General features: G+C 39.6%; 20 protein-coding genes and 1 tRNA gene. 13 read left to right on the top strand and 8 right to left on the bottom strand.

The features are described 5' to 3' along the window. The first annotated feature begins 109 nt into the window (after window positions 1–109). The 4 genes from I5M19_RS11400 to I5M19_RS11385 all read left to right on the top strand — a co-directional run bounded on the left by I5M19_RS11400 (window position 110) and on the right by I5M19_RS11385 (window position 6,355). Complete coding sequence (locus tag I5M19_RS11400; protein WP_200066458.1) at window positions 110–3,223, top strand: SusC/RagA family TonB-linked outer membrane protein; 3,114 nt, start codon at window positions 110–112, stop codon at window positions 3,221–3,223. 11 nt (window positions 3,224–3,234) lie between these two features. Next, entirely contained in the window at window positions 3,235–4,860 is a 1,626-nt protein-coding gene (locus I5M19_RS11395) for a SusD/RagB family nutrient-binding outer membrane lipoprotein (protein ID WP_200066457.1), read from the top strand. Between the two features lie 25 nt (window positions 4,861–4,885). Next, window positions 4,886–5,848: a DUF1735 domain-containing protein gene (locus I5M19_RS11390; protein ID WP_200066456.1), complete on the top strand. Its 963-nt coding sequence runs from the start codon at window positions 4,886–4,888 to the stop codon at window positions 5,846–5,848. A 147-nt stretch (window positions 5,849–5,995) separates the two neighbouring features. Beyond that, entirely contained in the window at window positions 5,996–6,355 is a 360-nt protein-coding gene (locus I5M19_RS11385) for a hypothetical protein (protein ID WP_200066455.1), read from the top strand. A gap of 94 nt (window positions 6,356–6,449) precedes the next feature. Here the strand turns inward: I5M19_RS11385 and I5M19_RS11380 are convergent, their stop codons facing one another. Further along, a complete protein-coding gene (locus I5M19_RS11380) occupies window positions 6,450–7,376 on the bottom strand; it encodes a S66 peptidase family protein (RefSeq protein ID WP_200066454.1) in 927 nt (308 codons plus the stop codon). Between the two features lie 138 nt (window positions 7,377–7,514). Here I5M19_RS11380 and metG point away from each other — a divergent pair, with 138 nt between their 5' ends. Both metG and I5M19_RS11370 read left to right on the top strand, forming a co-directional pair. Beyond that, window positions 7,515–9,584: a methionine--tRNA ligase gene (gene metG, locus I5M19_RS11375; protein ID WP_200066453.1), complete on the top strand. Its 2,070-nt coding sequence runs from the start codon at window positions 7,515–7,517 to the stop codon at window positions 9,582–9,584. A gap of 83 nt (window positions 9,585–9,667) precedes the next feature. Beyond that, window positions 9,668–9,739 (top strand) — tRNA-Arg (locus I5M19_RS11370). Window positions 9,740–10,028: 289 nt separating this feature from the next. Here I5M19_RS11370 and I5M19_RS11365 read toward each other — a convergent pair. The 5 genes from I5M19_RS11365 to I5M19_RS11345 all read right to left on the bottom strand — a co-directional run bounded on the left by I5M19_RS11365 (window position 10,029) and on the right by I5M19_RS11345 (window position 18,155). After that, window positions 10,029–11,684: a RagB/SusD family nutrient uptake outer membrane protein gene (locus I5M19_RS11365; protein ID WP_200066452.1), complete on the bottom strand. Its 1,656-nt coding sequence runs from the start codon at window positions 11,682–11,684 to the stop codon at window positions 10,029–10,031. Between the two features lie 25 nt (window positions 11,685–11,709). Further along, window positions 11,710–15,066 (bottom strand): TonB-dependent receptor, encoded by a 3,357-nt coding sequence (locus tag I5M19_RS11360; protein ID WP_200066451.1) that lies wholly within the window; start codon window positions 15,064–15,066, stop codon window positions 11,710–11,712. 250 nt (window positions 15,067–15,316) lie between these two features. Then, on the bottom strand, window positions 15,317–16,516 hold the full coding sequence (locus I5M19_RS11355; RefSeq protein WP_200066450.1) for a FecR family protein: 1,200 nt from the start codon (window positions 16,514–16,516) through the stop codon (window positions 15,317–15,319). A 61-nt stretch (window positions 16,517–16,577) separates the two neighbouring features. After that, complete coding sequence (locus tag I5M19_RS11350) at window positions 16,578–17,153, bottom strand: RNA polymerase sigma factor (RefSeq protein ID WP_200066449.1); 576 nt, start codon at window positions 17,151–17,153, stop codon at window positions 16,578–16,580. Window positions 17,154–17,786: 633 nt separating this feature from the next. Continuing rightward, on the bottom strand, window positions 17,787–18,155 hold the full coding sequence (locus I5M19_RS11345; protein ID WP_200066448.1) for a hypothetical protein: 369 nt from the start codon (window positions 18,153–18,155) through the stop codon (window positions 17,787–17,789). Window positions 18,156–18,319: 164 nt separating this feature from the next. Between I5M19_RS11345 and I5M19_RS11340 the strand changes: the two genes are divergently transcribed. The 3 genes from I5M19_RS11340 to I5M19_RS11330 are packed head-to-tail and all read left to right on the top strand — an operon-like array spanning window position 18,320 to window position 20,877. Beyond that, window positions 18,320–18,499 (top strand): hypothetical protein, encoded by a 180-nt coding sequence (locus tag I5M19_RS11340; RefSeq protein WP_200066447.1) that lies wholly within the window; start codon window positions 18,320–18,322, stop codon window positions 18,497–18,499. Then, window positions 18,483–19,655 carry a glycosyltransferase family 4 protein gene (locus tag I5M19_RS11335; protein ID WP_235985828.1) on the top strand — a complete coding sequence of 391 codons (1,173 nt, stop codon included), beginning with the start codon at window positions 18,483–18,485 and terminating at the stop codon, window positions 19,653–19,655. The genes I5M19_RS11340 and I5M19_RS11335 overlap by 17 nt, the downstream gene beginning before the upstream one ends. Before the next feature lie 31 nt (window positions 19,656–19,686). Continuing rightward, window positions 19,687–20,877 carry a glycosyltransferase family 4 protein gene (locus I5M19_RS11330; protein ID WP_200066446.1) on the top strand — a complete coding sequence of 397 codons (1,191 nt, stop codon included), beginning with the start codon at window positions 19,687–19,689 and terminating at the stop codon, window positions 20,875–20,877. Here I5M19_RS11330 and I5M19_RS11325 read toward each other — a convergent pair. Then, window positions 20,864–21,511, bottom strand: coding sequence for a DUF47 domain-containing protein (locus I5M19_RS11325; RefSeq protein WP_200066445.1), 648 nt, complete (start codon window positions 21,509–21,511; stop codon window positions 20,864–20,866). The genes I5M19_RS11330 and I5M19_RS11325 overlap by 14 nt on opposite strands. A gap of 99 nt (window positions 21,512–21,610) precedes the next feature. Further along, the gene (locus tag I5M19_RS11320) at window positions 21,611–22,597 is read right to left on the bottom strand and encodes a GlxA family transcriptional regulator (RefSeq protein WP_200066444.1); all 987 of its coding nucleotides are present in this window, start codon (window positions 22,595–22,597) and stop codon (window positions 21,611–21,613) included. A 334-nt stretch (window positions 22,598–22,931) separates the two neighbouring features. On the opposite strand from I5M19_RS11320, the gene I5M19_RS11315 reads away from it, so the two are divergent. The 4 genes from I5M19_RS11315 (at window position 22,932) to I5M19_RS11300 (ending at window position 24,702) form a co-directional block, all read left to right on the top strand. Beyond that, window positions 22,932–23,342 carry a VOC family protein gene (locus I5M19_RS11315; protein ID WP_200066443.1) on the top strand — a complete coding sequence of 137 codons (411 nt, stop codon included), beginning with the start codon at window positions 22,932–22,934 and terminating at the stop codon, window positions 23,340–23,342. A 25-nt stretch (window positions 23,343–23,367) separates the two neighbouring features. Further along, a complete protein-coding gene (locus I5M19_RS11310) occupies window positions 23,368–23,679 on the top strand; it encodes a DoxX family protein (RefSeq protein ID WP_200066442.1) in 312 nt (103 codons plus the stop codon). 71 nt (window positions 23,680–23,750) lie between these two features. Next, a complete protein-coding gene (locus tag I5M19_RS11305) occupies window positions 23,751–24,293 on the top strand; it encodes an SRPBCC family protein (RefSeq protein ID WP_200066441.1) in 543 nt (180 codons plus the stop codon). A gap of 31 nt (window positions 24,294–24,324) precedes the next feature. After that, window positions 24,325–24,702, top strand: a complete 378-nt coding sequence (locus I5M19_RS11300) for a DoxX family membrane protein (protein ID WP_200066440.1) — start codon at window positions 24,325–24,327, stop codon at window positions 24,700–24,702. The last annotated feature ends 52 nt before the right edge of the window (window positions 24,703–24,754 follow it).

The raw sequence follows: 24,754 nt of genomic DNA, 5'->3' as shown, positions 1-24,754 counted from the left end.
CATATTTTTAATAAAAAGCATCTTTTTTTTTCAATATATTTGATTTATTCATAATGTAACACTACTTTTATGATTAATTAACTATTAACTGATCTTATTATTAACAAACATGAAAAAACTTCTACTAGTAAGTTTGTGTTTCCTGGTGTTATGCATAACACAGGTATATGCACAAAATCGTACAGTTACCGGTACAGTAGTTGCCCGGGAAGACGGCTTGGCCATTCCCGGAGTAACAGTTAAGGTAAAGAATTCCACTATCGGTACACAAACCGATGCCAATGGTAAATTCACACTTACAGTGCCCGCAGATGCAAAAACGCTTACTGTGTCTTTCCTGGGTTTTCAAACCTCTGATTTCGCCATCCCATCTGATGGTGTTGTTAACGCTGTTCTTGCTAAAGATACCCGCCAGTTAAATGAGGTGGTTGTTTCTGCGGGTGGTTTGAACGTTCAACGTCGCGAACAAGGTTATGCGTCTACAACAGTAAAGCCTGAGGTTCTTACTCAAGGTAAAGCAATAAACGTGGGTTCTGCTTTGTCTGGTAAAGTTGCCGGTTTACAGGTAAATACGGTAAGTAGCGGTGTTAACCCTCAGGTTCGTTTGGTGTTACGTGGTAACCGTTCATTACTTGGTAATAACCAGGCGCTGATCGTGTTGGATAACGTAATCGTTCCAAACTCTATCTTAGGTAATATCAACCCTGAAGACATCGAGGACATCCAGGTGTTGAATGGCCCGGGTGCTGCCGCTCTTTACGGTTCTGATGCATCAAACGGTGCGTTAATCATTACCACTAAAAAAGGCAGACGCGGTGAAGCGGTTATTAAAGTGGGTAACACTACCAGCTTGGAGAAAATCAGTTTCTACCCTAAATACCAAACAGGCTTTGGTTCGGGTTCAAACAACGATATTCAAGTTTATATACCGTATGAAAATCAGCAATACGGTCCTGCGTTTGATGGTGTACCACGTATTATAGGCAGACCATTGGAAGATGGATCTATCCAAACTGTACCATACAGCGCTACAAACAGCAAAAATGATTTTTGGGATACTGGTGTAACTAACCAAACTGATTTCTCTATGTCAAGTGGTGACGAAAAATCAACTTTATACCTTGCTGCTCAATATGTAGATCAAAAGGGTACTACTCCAGGTGATAAATATAATCGTGTTTCTATACGTGTAAATGGTACAAGAGACCTTGGCAACAAAGTAAGTGCTAACTACAACGTTAACTATGTGCAAAACAGGTACGATGTAACTACGCAAACTGGAAGCATGTATGACCAAATATTACAAACTCCAGGTCAGGTTCGTTTAACCGATTACGCTGACTGGCAGAACAATCCGTTTGCAAACCCTAACGGTTATTATAATGAATACTATGCAAACCCTTATTACACTAAAGACAATAACCGTCAAAATGTAAGAAACGATTATTTATTAGGTAAAGCAGAGTTAAAATATCGTCCGATAGATGCATTAAGTTTCACTGGTCGTATAGGTATTACCACAAGTAATCAATCATACAAATCATTTACTAATAAATTTGTATTAACCCCATATACTAAAAGTATTGGTACAAGTGGTCAAAAAACAAATGACATCCCCGGTGGTGTTACTGATGGTAGTTCATATGCAACTCAGTTAACTTCAGATTTCCTGGCTAATTATTTAAATAACTTCGGAGATTTTAAAATTGATTTCACTGCGGGTGCTTCATTAAGAAACAATGTAGCTAACGCTCAAACAGTATCTGCAAGTGGTTTGGTACAAAGCGACTTATATAATGTTGATGCTCGTTACACCCCGAATGTTACCGGTGGACAGTCTTTTGGCACTACAAGGCAACTTGGTGTTTATGGTGACTTAAAAGTAGGTTATAAAGATTATTTAACTTTACACGTTACAGGCCGTAATGACTGGTTATCTGTATTAGCGCCTAAAAACCGTTCATTCTTCTACCCATCTGCTGATATCGCATTTATTCCAACAAATGTTTTGGAATTCATGAAAGACAGCCATGTGTTGAATAGTTTGAAATTACGTGGTACCATATCAAAGGTAGGGCAGGCTAATATAGGTGCATATGCTTTAAACCCTATATTTGTTCAGGCTTCGGGTTATCCATTTACCTCTGGTCCTGGTTACACGCTTGATAGCAGGTTAGTATCTGCAGATTTGAAACCGGAGATCACCAAAGGCATTGAGGCCGGTTTTGACGCTGACTTCTTCGATAGCCGCATTAGCGCGAGTGCTACTTATTACAAAACTAACACTACTAACCAAACTGTACCGACCGGCGTATCTAACGCAACAGGTTTCAGCAGTTTCTTAACCAATACAGGTCGTGTTGATAACCAAGGTATTGAAACATCATTAACCTTAGTTCCGGTAAAAACTACAACCGGCTTACAAATAACAGTTGGTGCTAACTATACTTATAATGATAACAAGGTAGTGTCAATTAGTAAAGACCTTGATCAATTGCAACTGAGCACAGGTGGTACAGCACAGGTTTTCGCTATAAAAGGTGAAGAATACCCTGTTCTTAAAGGTGTAGATTATTTACGTGACGATCAGGGACGTGTTATAGTTGACCCGATTACCGGTTATCCTTCTGCTGATCCAACAGTAAAAATATTAGGAAATACTAACCCTAAGCACCGTTTAGGATTGAATGCTGAAGTTAGGTACAAGAGCTTAAGGTTATCAGGTTTAGCTGAGTATCGTGGTGGTTTTGTTATTTATAACAATGGTGCCAGTGGATATGACTTCTCCGGTTCTTCTATCAGAACAACTACTTACAATCGTGAGCGTTTTGTTTTCCCTAACTCATCTTATTTAGATGCGGCTACCGGAGAATATGTTGCAAACAACACTGTTACCGTTTCTGACGGTGGTGCAGGCTTTTTTGCAGATAACAACCGTAATATGGGTATAGCAACTAACTATATCTATAATGGTGCTTCATGGAAAATACGCGAGATATCGCTTACATACGACTTGCCAAAATCTTTATTAGGCAGCCAAAACACAATTAAGGCAGCATCTATAGGTGTACAAGGTCGTAACTTGTTTTTATGGACTCCGAGCCAGAACATTTACACTGACCCTGAATATAACTTTACTGATGGTAACGCTATTGGTATTACCACTCTTGGTCAAACTCCGCCAACCCGTTATTTCGGAGCGACGCTATCTATAACATTATAATGAAAAAGCAAATGAGAAAGATATTTAACATAATTTTATGCGGGCTGGTGATATCATCAACCTCATGTAACAAGTTTTTGGATGTAAATGAAACAAATCCAAATAACCCGACTTCAACCTCGGTTGACCTGGTGTTGCCGCAAGCATTGGCGGCTACGGCTGCAACCACTGTTAATTTCAACAATTATGGAGCTTGGGTGGGTGGTTTCCAGGCTAATGCAGGTGGCTACGGCGGTTTCGGTTCGGATTTAACCTATAATTATACCACAAATGATAAAACCGATTTATGGTCTAACAGTTACGAGAACATAAACGATTATCAGTATATAATTAACAATAGTACCACAGATGGTAATGACAAAAACTTTAACGCTATTGCCAGAACCATGCGTGTTTTTGCTTATCAGCGTTTAGTTGACGTTTATGGTGATGTTCCATATACTCAGGCTGTTAAAGGTTTAGGTAACCTTACCCCAAGTTATGATAAGGCTGAGGACATTTACACCGATCTTTTTAAGCAATTGGACACCGCATTAACAAGCTTTAGTATTGCCGCTACTGATAATACTATTTCTGTAGGGTCAGGTGTGAATGGTAAAATAGACGTTACCAGCCTTGATAAAGGTGGTAAGGATATGTCGAACTGGATCGCATTTGCGAACACCATTAAATTGCGCTTATTATTACGTATTCAAAACGTACCGGCATTAGCTTCTGTTTATAATGCAGAGAAAGCCACACTAAATGCTTATCCATTCACTACAATTGACGTAAGCATCAACCCGGGATATGCGGCACAAGCCGGCAAGCAAAATCCTGCATGGAACTCTTATGCATTTAGTGCAACTAATACGGCTTCACAGCTTGCTGAAGTTCCTACAAAATATGCGGTAGGCTTTTATACAACAAAAACAGCTGATGGCTTAAGGCGAATTCTTGTTTACAGAAGTGGGACTACAGGTAACCAATTAGGTTACACTGGTTCAGATGCTCCTACATCTCCAAGTGGTAGCCCATGGTTGGCACTTGTGGACGATGGAACTTCGGCTTCCACAGCTACAAACTCCAGCCATAATGGTTATGGTATCTTAAAAGGTCCTACTGCTGCTATGCCAATTATGCTCGCATCTGAAAGTTATTTCCTTCAAGCTGAAGGTAACCTTATAGGTATAGTATCTTCCGGATCATTAGCTACCAATTTTAATAAAGGTATAACAGCTTCTTTTGATTATTTATTAAGAAATGCAAGTGGTGCAATATATCCGGGTGAGGTTGTGCAAGATGATGTTGATGGTTACTTAGCTGATAATACAGGTAATTATCTTGTAAACATAGGTGTTGCAACTACTGATGCTCAACGTTTAGAAGCTATCATCACCCAAAAATGGATAGCTATGAATTATATAACTTCATACGAAGGCTGGGCTGATTTCAGAAGGACAACTTATCCGAAATCTGATCCTGTGCCTGCCGGTCACGCTGCCACTTCAATTGCATCGTTACAATCAATCTCTCCACGTGCAGATAAATTGCCGGTTAGAGTATTGTACCCTGCAAGTGAGTATGCTGTAAACGGAACAAATGCACCTTCAGGTATTGACGCGTTTACTTCACGTATATTCTGGGATCTTAATTAATAGATAAAGTTTAAATATAGAAGATATGAAAAAATATATAAGTTTAGCGATTTTGTCAGTTTCACTGTTAGGGCTGTCATCTTGCTTAAAAAACAAAAATCTGGTGTTAGATCCGGATAAGTCTCCATCAGTAGTGGAATTTTCAACCATTACCGATAATCCGTCGGGTAGCGGCGGCGGTTATACCTTGTATGCCAGGGCATTTGATATTGATCCGGCAGGAGTTCCGTCACAGTTTGCTGTAAATTATTCAGGCCCTTCTAACGCGCCAAGCGATATCACAGTTAACCTGGATGTTGACCCTGCGGCCATTGATGCCTACAATGATGCAAACGGGACCAGTTATTCATTAATGCCTGCATCGGTATATACTTTACCTTCATCGGTAACTATAAAAAGTGGTGAAAGAAAGGCAGTTATTGATGTAACTTTTAAAACGGCCAACTTTGATTTGAATGAAAGCTATATTTTACCTTTGCGCATCGCATCTGTATCATCAGGTAACATCAGCAGCAATTATGGAACAATTTTGGTTGCTGTAAATGCTAAAAACAAATATGATGGAATCTGGACCTCGACCGGAACAATGGTGGACAACACTACAGCGTCACTTACAGGTTTTTATCCTTATGATTATCAAATGATCACACAATCTGCTACTGCTATTGCGGCATTTGATCCGGTTTACTTCGGTACCTATATTCACATGATAAAAAGTGGCGGTAATGTTTCTGGCTATGGCTCATTTTCACCGGTATTTACCTTTGATGATAGCGGTAAAATTACCAGTGTGGTAAATATTTATGGTCAGCCTGCAGGTAACGGAAGGTCTGCTGCTATTGACCCTACAGGTGAAAATAAAATAACTTCAGGAACTCCTGGAACTCCGGGTTGTGTATTTAAGGTTAAATACTTCTTATTACAACCGGGTACAACTATAAGAACTACATTTAATGAAACATGGACCTATCAGGGCCCAAGAGACTAATTAAATTAAGTTTAATAAAAACCCGCTCATATAGAGCGGGTTTTTTTGTGCGATATTAATTGATCATAAAGAAAAAATATTTGTAATAGTTAAAAAATTACTTTATAATTGTTTAATATATTAAATATTAACTTTAAGGAAATTATTATGAAAAAGTTTATTTTATCCATTGCTCTTGTAATGATTATTACGCCATTTTTTCCTTCTAAAGCGGAGGACGGAAACAAGGAATCTAAAGTAACTAAGTCTGAGATAAGTAATTTCATTGTATACTTTATTTTAAACGGACATGATTATGAGGCAACATGTGATAATGCCGGAGGAACTTCAGGGTTTGTGACAGCGTTGAAGGAAGATAATATACCTGTGACATTAAAAAATCATATCCCTAATACCTGTACATGGGGATCGGATTATGGGCCCACAAATGACGGTGTTGGAGTTACTATTATTTTTTATGATGGAAATAATAATAGTCAATCATATTCTGGATTGGTTTCCTACTAATATAGCTTATGAGGCAGATATTTTTGCAAGTCTGCCTCATTTCATATTAATGAAAAACAGTTAACATATTTTAAGCTAATATGCAAACAAATTCCTAACTATATATATTTAGGGTTACATCACTATTTGATACCGATAACTTTATTTTTTTTCCTAATATCAAGCTGCAGTTATCCTCAATATGACCCGCCGGGAAATCGAAACACACCGGATAATCATATTCTCTTACTACATCCATTACCATCTCGGGCAGGGTTTGGCCAAAGGGGATATCGTTGTCTTTTAATGCCGAGAAGCTGCCAACGATCAGCCCCTTCAAGCTTTTAAGTTTACCTGAGCGTTTAAGGCATCGCAACATTCTGTCGATTGCGTAATAGTATTCTCCGACATCTTCAATAAACAATATTTTATCATTATAATCCATATCAGAAACAGATCCATTTATAGCGACTAATAATGAAAGGTTTCCACCAATTAAAACGCCGGTCGATTCTCCTATACGATTAAATGGATTAAACTGCAACTTATAAGAAAGCTCTTCGCCAAATAAGGCCCTGCGTAAAGTATCTAAAGAACCTGAAGAAGCGTCTGGTATGTTAAGAGGCATCTGGCCGTGTATGCAGGCTATATTATAATTGCTTATGATATGTGCATGCAATAAAGTAATATCGCTAAAGCCGATCAGCCACTTTGGGTTTGTTTTAAGGCGGCTAAAATCCACGAGGTCAACCATTCGTATAGTTCCATAGCCGCCTCGCGCTGCAATAATGGCTTTAACGCTGTCGTCATTAATAAATCGCTGCATATCTTTGGCCCTCAGTTCATCATCGCCGGCAAACTGGTGGTACGATGCAGTTACGGTTTCCCCCAAAACAACCTCAAGCCCCCAGCTATTCAACAAATTTATGGCATCCGTCATGGGGATAGGCAACTTTTTGGCAGGGCAGGTTATAGCTATCTTATCTCCATTTTTAAGATAGGGTGGTATTATGTTTTTATCGGTTGGATCTAATAATGACATGTGCTTTTATAAAATGTGTACTGATCAGCTTAAAGCTAACGAAAAATTAAAGGTAATACGCTCTTTGCCTATATACTGTTTCCCAAAATTCTTGGTTAAAAAAATTATCTTTGCAAATTAATATACATACTTGTTTTAATGTCGCAACTTAATAAATTTAAAAGATACACCATCACTTCTGCCTTGCCATATGCAAACGGACCGTTGCATATTGGCCACCTGGCAGGAGCCTATTTGCCTGCAGATATTTTTGTGCGCTATCTGCGATTAATGAAAAAGGATGTGGTGTATATATGCGGTTCCGACGAACATGGTGCGGCAATCACCATACGAGCTAAAAAAGAAGGCACTACACCACAAGCCATAATTGATAAATATCATAACCAGATAAAAGGAAGCTTCGAGGAATTCGGTATATCATTTGATATTTATCACCGTACATCATCAGCTATACATCACGATCTTTCTCAGGAGTTTTTTCTTAATCTGTATGAGAAAGGGGAGTTCATAGAAAAATATTCTGAACAGTATTTTGATGAGGAATATGATCAGTTTTTGGCTGACAGATACATTACCGGTACCTGCCCTGTTTGCGGGTACGAACATGCTTATGGCGACCAATGCGAAAACTGTGGATCGTCGTTAAACCCAACAGACCTTATTAACCCGGTATCTACATTAAGTAAAAAAGAACCTGTTTTAAAACCCACTAAACATTGGTATTTGCCATTGGATAAATACCAACCCTGGCTGGAGAAATGGATAGATGAAAAGGACGGAGAATGGAAGGTAAATGTTTTTGGACAATGCCGCTCCTGGCTAAAATCAGGCTTGCAGCCGCGCTCCATGACCCGGGATCTGGATTGGGGGATTGATGTGCCCCTGCAGGAAGCAAAAGGGAAAAAGCTTTACGTTTGGATGGATGCCCCTATAGGTTATATATCAGCCACCAAACAATGGGCCCAGGATAGCGGCAAGGACTGGCAGCAATATTGGAAAAAGCAACCAGATGCTGCAGATGACACCTGTTTGATCCATTTTATAGGTAAGGATAATATAGTTTTTCATTGCATCATATTCCCGGCCATATTGAAGGCACATGGCGATTATGTACTGCCGCAAAACGTTCCCGCTAATGAGTTTTTAAATTTAGAGGGCGATAAGCTTTCTACTTCGCGTAACCATGCTGTTTGGCTGCATGAATATTTGGAGGAGTTCCCCGGTAAGCAGGATGAGCTGCGTTATGTGCTTACCTCCATACTGCCAGAAACCAGCGATAGTGAATTTACCTGGAAAGATTACCAGGCACGTGTAAACAATGAACTGGTAGCTATATTAGGCAACTACGTGAACCGTGTAATGATACTGATGCATAAATACTACGGCGGCAGGGTAGAGAGCACCTCAGATGCCATTAAATTAACCGACGCTGCACTTGATGCAGAGCTTGGCGGTTATTATGATGAACTGGGAAAAAACCTGGAGAGCTATCGTTTTCGCGCAGCTATGCAAAATGTGATGGATATAGCCAGGATGGGTAATAGATACCTTACTGAACAGGAACCCTGGAAAACAATTAAAACAGATCCTGAAGCTGCTAAAAACGCCCTGCACAACAACCTGATATTGATAGGCCATTTGGCCACTTGCCTACAACCGTTTTTACCGCATACGGCTAAAAAGATATTAGGAATGCTTAAATACCCGGATGAGGTGGTAATGTTTGATCAGGAGATGGTATTTAACAACGGGCATCAACTAAATGCAGCCGCACTATTATTTGAAAAAGTAGAGGACGGGGCAATAGAATTACAAATACAAAAACTTGCGGATAAAAAGCAAGCTGCCGTACCGGTTGAAATGAAAACTATCCCGGCCAAAGCTAATATCAACTTTGATGCGTTTGCTGCAATGGATATCCGCACAGGTACCATCCTGACAGCTGAAAAGGTGGTAAAAACAAAAAAACTACTTAAATTAACTATTGATACGGGTATCGACCAGCGCACGGTGGTGTCAGGCATAGCGGAACATTACGAACCCGAAAATATAATAGGTAAACAGGTTAGTATTTTAGTGAATTTGGAGCCACGCGAAATAAAAGGCATTGTATCGCAGGGAATGATCTTAATGGCTGAAAATGCCGAAGGTAAACTTAGTTTTGTATCCCCAACAGATGCCATGCCAAACGGTGCGGTAATACGATAACCGGCTAACTAATTTACAAACTACAGATATGCGAATGTGTTTGAAGAACTCAATCAAAATTCGCACATTTGCAGCAATATACAGGTCCCGTAGTTCAACGGATAGAATAGGAGTTTCCTAAACTCTAGATATGAGTTCGATTCTCGTCGGGACCACTAAATTACCCATCCTTGGTAACAATTAAAAAAAACCCTTTAGATTTATCTAAAGGGTTTTTTTTAAAAATTTTTCAACTACTCTTTAGGCGGTGGAAGAATTTTAACCTTATGGACATCTGGTATTGGAATAGGTCTTTGAATTTCGGACTCAAAGCGAAAATATCTTTAGTTGGTTTGGTTTTTATAGCTGTTAATTAATAGTAAAAAGTTTAAAATAAATCAATTACAAAACAGCCGTCCCGGGACTACCCGGGACGGCTGTTTGTATTGTTTATTAAATGGAATGCTAATAGCCGGGGTTTTGCTTTAACACACCATTAGACAGAATTACCTGCGATGGTGGTATAGGTAAATGCCCCCGCTTGGAGTCATCCCAAGCCATTACATAACCATTGGCAGGTGTGTTAGCGCCGGCGGTAAATACTACAGGACCGCCAACAGTTGTTGTACCGTTATAATAGGGCCCCACAAGGCTCGATTCGTTAATTTTTTGTTTTGCATACGGCAATCCGTAACGTAGCAGATCCCAGTAACGTACACCTTCCCCGCCAAACTCTACGCGTCGTTCATGCCTTATATTATCAATGGTTGCTGTACGGTTTGGCATTCCGGCCCTTGTACGCACTCTGTTCAGGTAAGCGTCCGCCTTTGCCTGGTCCACACCAATGTTTAACTCGGCGGCCATTAATAACACATCTGAAAAACGAATGACGTGAATGTTTTGTGCCCAGTTAATGGATGAAAGGCCGGAACTGGTTAAATATTCGCTTGTGGTATTATATTTATTATTGAAGTAGCCGGTATGCTGCCAGCCTTTAATCAGGCCGGGTGCATCAGCTGCCGATTTTAATACCAGGATAGTAGCTGCCCTCCGCGGATCAACTGTCGGGGTGGTTTCAAATTCCTCGTATAATGCCTCTGTGGGGATGGCATTGCTAAAGCCTGCTGTATAAGGGTTGCCGTTAACGCCACGCGGACCAAAATATAGTACGTTATAGTTTCCCTGGGCTTTGTACTGATCGCTGGTGCTGCCCGTCATATAAGCCAGGCTGCTGCAATCAACCTCCCATACCGATTCCACACCCATCTCATTGGCTTTTCTCCAAACATCTGAGTAGGAAGGTATCAGGTTGAAGCCGCCGTTGTTAATAATTTCATCCAGGTTGGTACGTATCTTGGCGGCATCAATAGTAGTTCCGCCTACGGTTAATTCAGTGCCGTAAACACCTTTACCATATAAATAAACCCGGGCAAGTAAGGCAGAAGCTGCCCAATAAGTTGCATGACCGTTATTTGCCTTTAAAGATTTTTTAGGTAAGTATACCATGGCATCTGTTAAATCCTTAGCTATTTGATTAAGCACATCCTGAGTAGGGGCCTGAGGTTGATTATATTCATCAGGTGTTTGCTGTGTGGTAATCAGTGGTACGTTTTCAAACCATTTAAAAAGATCAAAGTAAAAATGCGCCCTTAAAAATTTAGCCTCAGCGGCGGTTTCGTTTTTAAAATCATCGCTTGCCTCTACACGGTCTACGTTAGCTAAATAAGTGTTAGCTCGTGCAATACCCTGGAAGTATATACTCCAAACGCTGCCGTAGGTGCCGTCGTTAGCATTAAATGGTGCGGCGGCTGTTGCTTTAAAATTATCAAGACCCTTTACACCAACAGCGTCAGATGAGCTGCCACCTCCTGCGTATGCATCATCAGATGCAGCTTCGGCCCAGCCCATTAACGGGGTGTGCCCTTGATTGATATTACCCCATTGCAGTACATGGTAAACACCTGCAAGTGCCTGGTTGGCCTGTAACTCTGTTTTAAAGAAATTGCTCTCCTCAATTTGAGAAGGGGGAGAAACTTCCAGGAATGATTTTTTACACCCCGCTGTTAAAATGAGCAGTAAAATGGCAAATATGCCGAACTGTTTTTTATTTATTGATTTCATAAAAATTTTCTTTTGACTGAACAACTTATAATTTAGCATTTATGCCGAACCTGAATGTTCTGGATTGCGGGTAAACGCCTCTGTCAATTCCTAATGATAACGGACTGGTTGCCCCAAGCTCCGGATCGAACCCTGTATATTTTGTTATGGTAAAGGCATTGTCCACAGCTGCAAATAACCTCAGCCTGCTTAGTTTTGCTCTTCTTATTAAATTGGTTGGAAGCGAATAGCCTAACTGGATGTTTTTTACGCGCACAAATGATCCGTTTTCCAGCAGCAGATCAGATACGGTAGCGTAGTTTTTATTAGGGTCGGTACTAATAAATCTCGGGAATTTAGCATCCGTGTTATCAGGGGTCCAATGGTCAAGCATGGTAGCAGGTAAGTTGGATACTGTTTTATCAAACCTGTAGTTACCGTTGAAGATCTTTTGACCGAACATGCCAATAGCAAAAAAGCTGAAGTCGAAATTTTTGTAAGTAACATTCGCCGTAAAGCCGGTGATGTATTTAGGGTTAGGATCGCCGATATTTGTACGGTCCAGGTCGTTAATCACACCATCACCATTCGCATCAATGAATTTAAGATCTCCGGGTTTTGCATTCGGTTGTATCTTTTTGGTGGTGCCATCAGCATTGGTAAATGTATAAGCATCCACTTCCTGTTGAGTTTGGAAGATCCCCGCAGTTCGCTGTCCCCAAAAATAGCCTATAGGCTCACCCACAGCCATGCGTGTTATGCTTCCTAAGCTAATGTAGCCCGCACCTGGTATAGCCTGTGCTGTATTATTGATCTGGGTAACTTTATTAACATTGTGTGATATGTTAAACGATAGGTTAAGGCCAACATCCTTACCAATCTTGTCGTTATAAGTTATCCCCAATTCAATCCCTTTGTTTTGTACATTTCCGCCATTAACATAAGGGGCAGAGTAGCCTACACTCGCAAGTATATTTGGGCGGATGAGCAGGTCTTTGGTGGTTTTTACATAGTAGTCTGAAGAGATGGATATCTTGTCGTTCAGTAAATTAATATCAATGCCAAAGTCCGTTTGTTCGCTGGTCTCCCATTTAAGATCGGGGTTGGCTATGGCTCCCAATGATGCACCACTGGCCAGGTACTCTGTGCCGTTATCTAAAAACGTATAACCGTTGTTCCCGGTAACAATAGTAGAAGCCCATGGGAATGAACTGCCAAGGCTTTCGTTACCATTCTGACCCCATGAAGCGCGTAATTTTAAAAAGGAAATAAATGATGATTTAAAGAAATCTTCTTTGGAAACGATCCAGGCACCGGAAACCGACGGAAACACTGCATAGGGATGATTGCGGCCAAAACGCGAAGAACCATCGCGACGGATAACACCTGACAGCAAATACTTATCATCATAATTATATGCCAGTCTGCCGAAGTATGAGGCTAATGTTCTGGTATCGGCACCGCCATTGTTTTTGCTGGAAGTAATGTCAGTAGCAACATCCAGGTATGCAAGGTTCGGATCAATAGGTGCAGGGTCGTTTCGGGACCCACCCAGATTCTCATATGTGTATTTAAAAGCCGACTGCCCGGCCACCACCTGAATATTGTGTTTATTAAAATCGTGTGAATAGGATAGCACGTTTTCTATTTGCCAGGAGTACTCTCTGGCAAAGCTTGTACTTACCGTTGAATAGTTTTGCACGGAGGTTGGCAGCAGGTAGTATGGCGGCCTGTAGCTTGAACTGTTATAGTTCCCCAGATCCATTCCGTATGAGCTTCTGAACTTAAGATCTTTATAGATACTTAATTCAGCATATGCATTTCCTATCAGCTTATCAATTTTATTAGTGCCGTTCAAAATGGCTATCTGCGCCAGCGGGTTCGGAAACGTAGCTAAGGGCGATATGCCATAAACCTGCGTGCCGTTAGTAACTGCGTTTACATTATATGCTGCTAATTTAGCCGGATCGGTTTCGTAAAGTGGAGTGATAGGATCAATATTTACGGCATTACCTAAAACCTGCCCTCCCTGATCGCCGTTGTCAAATATGGCGTTTCGTTTACTGTTAATATAATTCAGGTTTGTGCCGATCTTTAGAAAGTTATTCAATTTCTGATCAACATTTAGTCTGAAGGTATATCTGTCAAATTTAGAATTATCGCCGCCAATTACACCCTGCTGATCGAAGTAAGAGAATTCGGCCAGATAAGTACCCTTATCGGTACCGCCTGATGCTGTAAACTGATGGTTGGAAATCGGGGCGTTTTTCTGAAACAGAGCATCCTGCCAGTTGGTACCCTCGCCAAGTGATGCCGGATCCGGATAAGGCAGGGGATTGGTGGGGTTGGCATTTATTGCTCCCTCGTTCATCATGGTGGCGTATTGCGTTGCATTTAGTACAGGCAATTTGCGCCAGGTATTTTGCACACCATAATACCCATCATAACTTAGGGTTGTAGCGCCGGGTTTACCCGTTTTTGTGGTAATTAAAACAACTCCGTTAGCTCCGCGGGCTCCGTATATCGCAGCAGATGCAGCATCTTTTAAAACATCTATACGGTCAATATCGCCGGGATTAAGATACTCTATAGTGCTAACCGGAAAGCCATCTACTATGTAAAGCGGATTAGGATCATTATTAGTTCCGGTTCCGCGTATGCGTATCATGGGTTTATCGCCCGGCTGTCCGTTCTGGTTTAGCACCAAAACACCCGGAACGGTACCCTGCAGCGTTTGCTCTACACGGCTAACTGATAATTTGTCAATAGTTTTAGAAGAAACGCTGGAGATAGCGGTGGATATATTTTGCTTTTTTAAAGTTCCGTAGCCAACCACTACAACATCGTTCAAGCTGCTAACCAATGGCTTTAGCTGTATATTCAGTATGGCGGTTGCTTTAACCTCTTGCGATGCAAAGCCGATAAACGATACCGATAACACTGCATCTTCGTCTATATTTTTTAAAGAGAATGTACCGTTGGTATTGGTAACCGTAACAATGTTTGTGCCTTTTACCTGTACAGTGGCACCCGGCAGGGGCTGCCCGGTTTCATCTAAAACGGTACCGGTGATATCTATAGTTGTTTTTACCACATCGGTTTCGGGAGGAGCCTTGCTCTTAAAAACAACAATTTTGTCGGTTATGGAAAAAGTTATCGGCTGACCGTTAAAACAAGCGGTTAGGGCATCGGTTATACTAACGTTCTTAACGTTTACGGTAATAGGGCCCGCTTTTTTTAATAATTCGGTATCGCCTAAAAAATCATATCCGCTTTGTTGCCTGATCTTGCTGATAACGGAGGATAAGGAAGCATCTTTTTCGTTTAATGTTATTTTTTGTCCGTACCCCGCAGCGCTTACTTGTAGCAGGCAGGTTATTATTATAATAGTTGTGAGCTTCATAATTCGGATAAATTGTTCGGGCCGATAAGCTTTAAGCTGTGCCTTAGTGGAAGTGTAAAATTTCATACATTTGGTTGTTTGGTTTTTACATAGCCGGCCTTTTTAACTAAAGGATTGCTATGCTGATAATTAATTTTTGTTGTTGCGACAATATTGATTGGCCGGACATTGTAACCGGGGTGCTCCAACACTCCGGTTTTTTTAGCCACAAACGGTTTGCTTAAGTGGGCTTTTTCATCTTTATTTTTAATTAATTAGAGTTGTTATCTACAGGACTATATACAGTAGTTAGTTTTTGTTCGGCGGATATCTTAAACCGTACCTTGCCGGTGGCTTCAAGCGCGTGTAATAATGTGGTAAGGCTTTTTGCCCGGGATACAATACCGGTAAACAAAGCATCCTTTGGATTATATTTGTATTCGATCTTTACATCATACCATCGGGATATTTTACGCATTATACTGTGCAGGTCTTCCCCGTCGAATATAAAGTTGCCGTTTTTCCATGCCACAAAATTATCAACGTTAACAGCCTTCACCTGTGCGGTGTGATCGTCGATCAATGCCTGCTCGCCGGGCTTTAACAGCAATGCCGCTTTGTTACCCCTGTCAGGTTTTTGAGGTAATACCTTTACCGATCCCTCAAGTAAGGTGGTAGTAACGTATTGTTCATCGGCATAACTGTTTATGTTAAAATGCGTTCCTAATACCTGAATGGTTTGTTTGTCGGTAATTACCCTGAATGGTTTCGATTTATCTTTTGCCACCTCAAAATAGCCTTCGCCTTTTAATTCCACTTCTCGGGTACTACCCGTAAACTGAACAGGGTATTTCAGGTAAGATGCCGCGTTTAGCCAAACCTTCGTTCCATCGGGTAGGTTGACCTGATATTGGCCGCCATTTGGAGTTTCAATGGTATTGTAACTTATAGGTGAATCATGTGCCACAGACCCTGAAGCGTTATAGGTTAAAAGGCCATCTTTGGTTTTTGATAACTTGCTGCCGACCTGTTGGGTTATATAGCCAACTTTAGTGCTGGTAAGATTTATCTTTTCGCCATTAGCGAGGGTAAGCACAGCATTGTTACCCCCGGGTTTAACATCATTTGCCGCCACTTGGGCAGGATTGGTCTTGTCAACTGCAGCAGTTTTTAATTTAAAATACAGACCGACACTTATAAATAACAATATGGATGCTGCTACAGCAAAACGCGCGGTTTTTGTTTGATAAAAAGGCTTTACGTGGTTTACTTTGATACCGGTACTTGCATATATCCTGTTTTTTAGTCTTTCCTCAATGCGGGAGTGCAGCACTTTAAATTGAGCGGGTATATTTACTTCTTCATCATTAAAAGAATAATACCATTCGTTAACCATTGACGTTTCCTCAGGTGTGGCAGTCCCTTTAAGGTAATTATCAATGGCATTAGCCAATTTTTCAGCAGGGTTCATATGTGTTCTTTTAAGGTAAGTGTACTTACCGGCCCTTAGCACCTATTCCATAATTAAATATTTATAAAAAAAAAGAGAAGAGTGTGGTGTTAGCGTGCTTTAGCACCAGGCGAAGCCTGCCGAGCGCTTTGTTAAGGTGGTTTTCAACCGTGCTGGATGATATCTCTAATTTATCAGCAATTTCTTTGATTGATAAGTTTTCAGTGCGGCTATATTTGAATACCAGTTTACATTTTTCAGGAAGACAGTCTATCTCTTCCTCCAGCATCAGGAGGATATTTTTATAATGCAAGCGATCTTCGAGTGAGGCGCTTTCCGCCTCAGGTACACCTTTCAGGTCTTGTAAATAGCTCATCTGGTGTTGCTCTTTGCGTAGCTTCCGCAAAATCATGTATTTTGTAGCGGTAGCCAGATAGGCTTTTAAATTAATTATTTCCAACCTGTCCCTGTTGTTCCAGATGCTAAGCAACACGTCATGTACAACATCCTCAGCAGCTTGTATGTCTTTTAAACGGTTATATGAAATTCCGAAAAGAGTTTTCCAATACCTGTCATAAATTTCATTAAATGCAAAAGCCTGATCTGCCTTTAAAAAAGCGATCAATTCCTGATCCGAATAAGAGCTTTTAGCTATCATTGAATTAACAGATGAGCAATAATTAGTATAAAATGGTCAATCGTTTTTTAAGCAGATCCGATAAGAAAACAAACTTATGTTAACATTAACCTACCGTGCAAAAAAAAGGATTAGAATTGGTTTAAAAGTTAGGTTGAAGTTATCTTTATTTTAACAAATAATACAAATAAATATTTCAGGTACAATAAAGTTACACGACATCAATTTTTATAGCATATTAAGCGAAAGACAAACAGCATATCGCGGGCATAAACAGGTTTCATAATATCTTTTTACAAAAAAGCGGAACACTTTTTAAATTTTTTTTAATTAACTGCTAATCAGATTTATGTGGAATTTATATAAAGTTGAGGGTGTAATTATTGTTAGTTAGATAAAGTTTAATAATTTGATATACAGGGTGTTCCGCTTGTTCCGTTTTGTATATACACACCAGCGGAACAGAACAAAGAACGGAATGAAAACAGGATTGTTAATATTAATTTTATTAACCTTAGTTGTGACGAGTGGTATTGTTTGTTAAGCAAAAAATAATAAGGAAGTATATGTAAACTGCTTAGTCTGGAAGTGAAAGTAATTAAAAAGCGGCAAGCCTGAATTACAAACAAGCCGCTTTCCGGGACCATTAATCTGTTATTTTTTTGCAGCGGCCGGTTTTGCCGGTGCAGTTTTTTGAGTTGTCGCGTTCGTTGCCTTATTTGCCGAAGCTGGTGCGGCTTTTGGTGTTTCTTCAGCTTTATCGGCTGTCGGGGCGGTAGCCGGCGCTTTAGCAGGTTTTTCATTAGCAATTTCCATCAAAGCAGTTTTATCTATCTTGATACCCTTAGCTAACTTTTTAGCTAAATGTTTGGCACTCTTAGCTATTTCTTTGTTTGTTTTTTTACCATTTAATCCCAGCTTTTCAGTAATCTGTTTTAAATCAGACGCAATAGCTGACCTTAAGTTTTCCTGAGCTTCTTTTTTAGCCGTTTTAGCTAAAATTTTTATTTTATGTTTTTTCATATCTGCAATTTGATATCAAAGATATGTTATGTTCAAGTTAATTCAATGTTATTATTATGTTAACATACAGAACAAATGTTAACATAATTGTTATTGTAAAAGGGTAATATTCAATTAATAATGCTTTAATAATTGAATATTAATTTTAGCATAATCACTTAAAAATGGAAATTAATTATTGGGTTTTAGGGATTGTATTATTTGCATTAACCATTTTGGTAATATGGCTGGTTGTACGTAATCAACGAGATGAAAAAAAGTTTGAAAAGGAAGTTATTGAATCGGAAATAAAACCGGTGGATCATGATAACGACAATATATCATCTAATGATGAAAAAAATTAAAGTTGCGTTTTTTGCAGAAATGTTAATTGAAGACTTTGACGGCGCAGTACGGACAATGTTTCAGTTAATAAGGCGGATAAATAAAGCTCGATTCGATTTTCTATTTATCTATGGCACCGGACCGGATCAGATAGATGATTTTGAGAGCTTGAAGATCCCCTCTGTATCGTTACCAATAAATGCGAATTACACTATGGCATTGCCTGTGCTGTCCCAAACTAAACTTAACGATAAACTCGAGGCTTTTTCTCCGGATATAGTACATATAGCCACCCCTTCATTTTTAGGTAGTTTTGGGTTGAATTATGCTAAAGAGCGGGGAGTGCCGGTGATATCAATTTATCACACCCATTTTATCTCTTACCTTAATTACTATCTGAAACACGTTCCGTTTCTTATTAATAAGGCGAAACAAATTCTTGCAGACAGCCATAAAAACTTTTACAACCAATGTGATATGGTGTATATACCTTCAAAAAGCATACAACAGGAACTATGCGAATGGGGTGTAAAACCTTCCGTTATGAAATTATGGCAACGCGGGATAGATAACAAGTTGTTTTCGCCGGAAAAGAAAGATGCCAGAAAAATGAAAAAATTAACGGGGAACAACAAACCTACTATTATGTTCGCAAGTCGTTTGGTTTGGGAGAAAAACCTGGAAACGCTTTTCCGTATATATGATGTTTTTCAGGAAAAGAACGTTAAGGTTAATTTCCTGATAGTGGGTGACGGTACGGCACGGAAGGCATGTGAAGATCACATGAAAAAGGCGGTATTTACCGGAACGATTTCTCATTACGAACTTGCAATATTATATGCTTCAGCTGATGTGTTTTTATTCCCTTCCGTTTCCGAAGCATACGGTAATGTAGTTTTAGAGGCAATGGCATCCGGCTTACCCTGTGTAATTGCAGATGGCGGGGGCTCGCAGGATTTTATTGAGCAAGGCGTAAACGGATTTAAATGTGAGCCCGAAAATGAAAATGATTACTTCGAAAAAATACAACTCGTGCTTAACCATCACCATCTGCGAAAGCAATTTATAGAAGAGGGCCTAACCTATAGTAGTGGTTTTAGCTGGGATAAACTGGCCGAAACATATTTTGATGATATAAACGCAATGTCAGTTAAGAATATGTTAACTGTGGTTTAATTTACTCCGTAAAGCAACTTGCCATTGCAAAATGGAAATTTTATTTGTTAGTCATAAATACCCGCCTTCTGTTGGTGGTATGGAAAGGCAGAGTTTTGAGCTAATAAATGGCGTTGGCCGTCACGTAAAAACACACAGCATTCTTTATCATGGCACAGAAAGCAAATTCAATTTTTTTCGTTTACTTAACAGGCGTATCAATGCCATATGTAAATTAAACCCGGGCATTTCCATCATACACTTCAACGATGCCCTTATAGCGTCCTGTAGCCTTGTGCACTCAGGTTATGAACATCTAAAAAAAACCGTTACAGTACATGGTTTAGATATAGTGTTCCCTGATAAAATTTATCAAAAATACATAGTTCCGCAATTTAACCGATTTGAAATCGTGTTTGCTGTTAGCCATGCTACCGCTCAGGTTTGCATTAATGCAGGCATTGCGGCTAAGCGGGTGGTGGTAGTAAATAATGGCGTGGATGAGAGTATGAAGCCTTCATATGATGGTATAACCACGCAGAAGATGCTGCAGCATAAATTTGGCATTGATATAAATACCAGGCGTTTATTGGTTGCCATAGGCCGGCCGGTTAAACGTAAGGGTTTCTCCTGGTTTATTAAAGAGGTTTTGCCAGAATTACATCCTGATTTTTTATTGCTGTTGATTGGTCCTGTGGGCAATAAAAAAAGCAAGAGCGCAAGGATAATGAATTTATTACCATCACTCATCAAAAATAAACTTGAACTATTTTTAGGTTTCCCTGCGGATGAGGGCGAACTTGAAAAGCTATCTGCAGATCCGCTATTTGCAACACGCTTAAAACGAATGGGTAAGCTGGAATTGGAAGATATGTTAAATGTATTGAGCATTTCAGAAGGTTTTGTAATGCCTAATATTGCTGCTAAGGGAGATATTGAAGGATTTGGATTGGTGTGTGTGGAAGCCGGGCTATGTGGTGCAAAGGTATTTGCTTCGGCCATTGGGGGCATTACTGACGCTATTCATGACCATAAAAATGGCATTTTATTACCATCGGGTAATGCGGCAGTATGGATATCATCCCTCAATAAATTAGTAGACAATCCTGACTATTATCAACTTAGATCCGATGATATCAGGGATTACAACATACGTAATTTTAGTAATAAAAAAATGATAAGCGAATATTTAGCCTGGTTTGAGCGGCTTAGTATGAATAAAGAGGTGACTATTTGTTTTTAATAATAATGCTTTCTATTACAGGGGTCGCATCTTCGCATTTATCGGTAGTTATTTCAAGAGCCGATAGAATTTCTGTGTATTTGATAAGTTCAACGGAGTTGGTTTCGTTTATCATAATTGAAGATATTGCTTTTCCACAAACCTGGTCGGCATAATGTTCAAGTTGTTTGATTTTGTTGCAGCATGCTATTATCAAATCTGAATTTATCAGGTTGTCCAAACCCCTTACTGCCTTGTCCAGTTCCATGCAGGTTTCAATAACCAGGCCGCAAAGCTCTTTTACAGATGGTGTGCTGATGTAGTCTGACCGGTAAAGGCTGATACGACGCGACGATACATGGATGTGATCGCATATACTGTTTATGGACGACGCCAAAGCATACATATCATTACGTTCAAAAGGAGAAACAAAAGCTTTAGCAGATTCCAGGTAAACCTGATGCTTTAATTCATTACCCTTAATTTTTAAGCGATTTATCTGGTTGAACAATAATGTTTCTTCATGCGGTACTTCCGCACTTACTGCTTTATACAGCATATCGGCCATTTCTATGTTGTTAGCAGATGCTTGGTTGAACAGGCCGAAGAAAACCTTATTCTGCGGTATAAAGAAGGTTAAAAGTGAAGTCGCCATTACAAGCTATAATTTGCAGTAAAGCTATCAACGGCGTATTAAGTAGGTGTAATGTCACGTTTAATTTATGTAATAGAAGATAAGTGCAGACACATCATATCAGGCTACTGAAATCGCTTCTTTGTAATACTTATTCCGATATTCCACGGGAGACAGTCCCGTCAGTTTTTTAAATATGGTACGGAAGGCTTTGGTATCGGTATAGCCCACATTAAACATTACTTCGTTAACATTTTCGCGCATTTTTTCGAGCCCCATTTTGGCTGCTTCAATACGTACACGCTGCATATATTCTACTACTGTATTTGAAGTTGCCTTCTTAAATCTGCGCTCCAGGTGTCTGCGGCTTATTGCAAATGCAGAAGCTAACTGATCTACCGTAATTTTATCAGAGTAATGCTGTTCAATATATTCCTGCGCTTTTTTTATCACCTCATCGGTATGGTCTTTTTGCCCGTGAAAGATCATAAATAATGATTGCGTATTGCGTTCAAAATCAATCTCGAATATTTTTGATGAGGTAATTGCCATGTCCCTACCTGCAAATTTTTCAACCAGATAAAGTATCAGATTCAATGATGAGTATGCTCCGCCGCTGGTGTAAATGCCGCTCTCATCGGTAATTATTTTATAAGGCATCAGGTTTACATCTGGGAACATCTTACTGAACTCATCAGCCGCGAGCCAGTGTGTAGTGCAGCTGCGGCCTTTTAATAAACCGGTTGCTGCTAATATAAAAGCGCCGATGCATAACGATACTACTTCGGCACCGTTATGGTATTGTTTTATTATCCATGGCGTAAAGTCGCTGTTATCAGTTAAAACTTTGTTTACGTTGCCATGTACCGCGGGGATAATGATCAAATCAGTATGGAAAACTTCGTTTATAGTGAGTTCCGGTTTTATGGTAAATAATCCATTACTAAGAGTGGTGGATTTGTTAAGCCCTATCAGTTGAATTTTGAACAATGGGGCTTTATTTACACGCTCTAAAGCTTCATTTACTTTAGTGAACATTTTATAAGTGGCCTCAATATTACTGAGGCTGGTTTCGCCCTGCGGTATAAGTACTGATATGTGTTTCATATATCAAAAATATGGCTAAAGCGCGTCGCAATCAACCCCTTAGATTGTCGTAATTACACCCCTTTGATTGCCTGCGTCCGGCGCATATTTGTAAGGCAATATTTTAAAATGGTTGAAGTATTTAAAACAAACGTTCAAGATATTAACCGGTCACGGCTTCTTGTTGAATTAATAAAGCGTGATTTTCCGGTTTGCAGGGTGAACTTTGATCTGGAGGATTGCGACAATATATTGAGAATTGAGGGAGCGCAATTTTGTACTCAGCGAATAATTGAGGTTTTACATCTAAATGGCCACTACTGTGAAGTACTAATCTGAAAAACTATAGATCATCATGCCAAAAATTACCGCTTACATTCATTTTGCTAATGGAAATTGCCGTGAGGCGATGGCGTTTTACCGGGATTGTTTAGGAGGACAGCTGAAGCTCCAGGTGGTTAAAGATTCGCCCATGGCAGATATGTTTCCTCCACATTTGAAAGACAATATTTTACATGCCAGTTTGGAGAATGCTGAACTAACATTGCTGGGGTCTGAAATGCCTTCTCTTGAACCCGAAGTAAAGGGGCACTCCATCTCTTTGATGCTGATTTGTGATTCAATAAGCGAACTCCATGAACAATTTAATAAGCTTTCGGCAGGTGGTAAAACATTTCACCCTATTGAGCAATTTTATGCCGGAACTATGGGTAGTTTTATTGATAAGTTCGGAATAATGTGGGGCGCTTTTACCAACGAAAAATAAATAATTCATAAACTGTACTTATAAAATGCGACCTAAAAGAGTAAAAATAATTTATTGGGTATTAACTGCGCTTTTCGTTATAGCAATGCTGATGGATGGTGCCGCAGGTATAGCTAAAGAAAAAACCGGGCGTGAGGTAATGCAGCACCTCGGATATCCTGTTCACCTGATGGTAATTACCGGGGCGGCTAAAATATCAGGTGCGCTCGCAATCATTCAAAATCAATTTAAAACTATAAAGCGTGGGCCTTTGCCGGATTTACTATTAACTTTATTGGAGCATTTGCATCCCGAAGCTTTGTTGGCGATGATTTGGGCTTGTTATTGCCGCCGTTAATAATGGTGGCTGTAATGTTTGCTGTTTATTTTACGTGGAAGAAGTATAATACATTATAAAAATACTTAGCTATGAACATTTTAACTATTATATTAACGGTTATTGCGGTAATAATTCTACTTGTTTTGGTACTTGCGCTTATTACAAAAAATGAATACGAAATTGAACGCCAAGTGATTATAAATAAGCCTGTTGCTGTAGTATTTGAATACGTTAAGTACATAAAAAACCAGGATAATTATAGCAAGTGGGTGATGATTGATCCGGCTATGCAAAAGAACTACAGAGGAATTGACGGCACCGTAGGGTTTGCATATGCCTGGGATAGTAAAAATAAACAGGCAGGTAAAGGCGAACAGGTAATTCAAAAAATAACCGATAATAAGCAAATAGACATACGCATTGAATTTATAAGGCCATTTTCAGGAATAGCAGATAGCTGCATTGCTACGGAAACGGTTGCGCCAGATAAAACCAGCGTAAAATGGCGATTTAAAAGTAAGATGCCTTACCCCATGAACGTGATGATGCTATTTATAAATATGGATAAAATGCTTGGCAGCGATCTGGAGTTAAGTTTAAACAAGCTTAAGCAAATTTTAGAAAAAATATAGAGTTTAACCTATCAAATAAAACCAAATTATCATGAAAATTGCAGTAATTGTTGTACGCACATTAATGGGGCTTTTATTCCTTTTTGCCTCAATAACTTATTTATTTAAGTTGATGCCTGTACCACCTATGGAAGGGGGTGTAAAAACTTTTAATGAAGGATTGGCAGCTGCTGTTTACCTTATGCCTTTAGTAAAGGTAATTGAGTTAATAGGCGGCTTTTTACTCTTAATAGGTCGTTACAATACGTTAGTAGCTGTGGTGTTGTTTCCTATTATCATTAATATTGTTCTTTTTCACGCTTATTTGTCGCCAAGCGGTTTGCCGGCCGGTTTGTTCTTATTGTTAGGCGATCTGTTCCTGGCCTATTATTACCGTAAAAATTATATATCGCTGTTCGCGGCAAAATAACACTTAAAACAAAGGCTGCACTTTTTTGGTGCAGCCTTTAAAATTTAAATCA

Source organism: Mucilaginibacter segetis (genome assembly GCF_016522075.1).
GTDB classification, from domain to species: Bacteria; Bacteroidota; Bacteroidia; order Sphingobacteriales; family Sphingobacteriaceae; genus Mucilaginibacter; species Mucilaginibacter segetis.
The sequence above is the reverse complement of the archived record's forward strand: the minus strand, read 5'-3'. Positions and strand labels throughout refer to the sequence as shown.

What these genes read in the sequence shown, in the direction of transcription:
- I5M19_RS11300 (WP_200066440.1), top strand. Translation starts at nt 24,325, where the DNA reads ATGAAAATTGCAGTAATTGTTGTACGCACATTAATGGGGCTTTTATTC.
- I5M19_RS11315 (WP_200066443.1), top strand. Translation starts at nt 22,932, where the DNA reads ATGCCAAAAATTACCGCTTACATTCATTTTGCTAATGGAAATTGCCGT.
- I5M19_RS11310 (WP_200066442.1), top strand. Translation starts at nt 23,368, where the DNA reads ATGCGACCTAAAAGAGTAAAAATAATTTATTGGGTATTAACTGCGCTT.
- I5M19_RS11325 (WP_200066445.1), bottom strand. Translation starts at nt 21,511, where the DNA reads ATGGCGACTTCACTTTTAACCTTCTTTATACCGCAGAATAAGGTTTTC.
- I5M19_RS11345 (WP_200066448.1), bottom strand. Translation starts at nt 18,155, where the DNA reads ATGAAAAAACATAAAATAAAAATTTTAGCTAAAACGGCTAAAAAAGAA.
- I5M19_RS11305 (WP_200066441.1), top strand. Translation starts at nt 23,751, where the DNA reads ATGAACATTTTAACTATTATATTAACGGTTATTGCGGTAATAATTCTA.
- I5M19_RS11335 (WP_235985828.1), top strand. Translation starts at nt 18,483, where the DNA reads ATGATGAAAAAAATTAAAGTTGCGTTTTTTGCAGAAATGTTAATTGAA.
- I5M19_RS11350 (WP_200066449.1), bottom strand. Translation starts at nt 17,153, where the DNA reads ATGATAGCTAAAAGCTCTTATTCGGATCAGGAATTGATCGCTTTTTTA.
- I5M19_RS11355 (WP_200066450.1), bottom strand. Translation starts at nt 16,516, where the DNA reads ATGAACCCTGCTGAAAAATTGGCTAATGCCATTGATAATTACCTTAAA.
- I5M19_RS11390 (WP_200066456.1), top strand. Translation starts at nt 4,886, where the DNA reads ATGAAAAAATATATAAGTTTAGCGATTTTGTCAGTTTCACTGTTAGGG.
- I5M19_RS11365 (WP_200066452.1), bottom strand. Translation starts at nt 11,684, where the DNA reads ATGAAATCAATAAATAAAAAACAGTTCGGCATATTTGCCATTTTACTG.
- I5M19_RS11330 (WP_200066446.1), top strand. Translation starts at nt 19,687, where the DNA reads ATGGAAATTTTATTTGTTAGTCATAAATACCCGCCTTCTGTTGGTGGT.
- I5M19_RS11385 (WP_200066455.1), top strand. Translation starts at nt 5,996, where the DNA reads ATGAAAAAGTTTATTTTATCCATTGCTCTTGTAATGATTATTACGCCA.
- I5M19_RS11395 (WP_200066457.1), top strand. Translation starts at nt 3,235, where the DNA reads ATGAGAAAGATATTTAACATAATTTTATGCGGGCTGGTGATATCATCA.
- I5M19_RS11360 (WP_200066451.1), bottom strand. Translation starts at nt 15,066, where the DNA reads ATGAAGCTCACAACTATTATAATAATAACCTGCCTGCTACAAGTAAGC.
- I5M19_RS11380 (WP_200066454.1), bottom strand. Translation starts at nt 7,376, where the DNA reads ATGTCATTATTAGATCCAACCGATAAAAACATAATACCACCCTATCTT.
- I5M19_RS11320 (WP_200066444.1), bottom strand. Translation starts at nt 22,597, where the DNA reads ATGAAACACATATCAGTACTTATACCGCAGGGCGAAACCAGCCTCAGT.
- I5M19_RS11400 (WP_200066458.1), top strand. Translation starts at nt 110, where the DNA reads ATGAAAAAACTTCTACTAGTAAGTTTGTGTTTCCTGGTGTTATGCATA.
- metG (WP_200066453.1), top strand. Translation starts at nt 7,515, where the DNA reads ATGTCGCAACTTAATAAATTTAAAAGATACACCATCACTTCTGCCTTG.
- I5M19_RS11340 (WP_200066447.1), top strand. Translation starts at nt 18,320, where the DNA reads ATGGAAATTAATTATTGGGTTTTAGGGATTGTATTATTTGCATTAACC.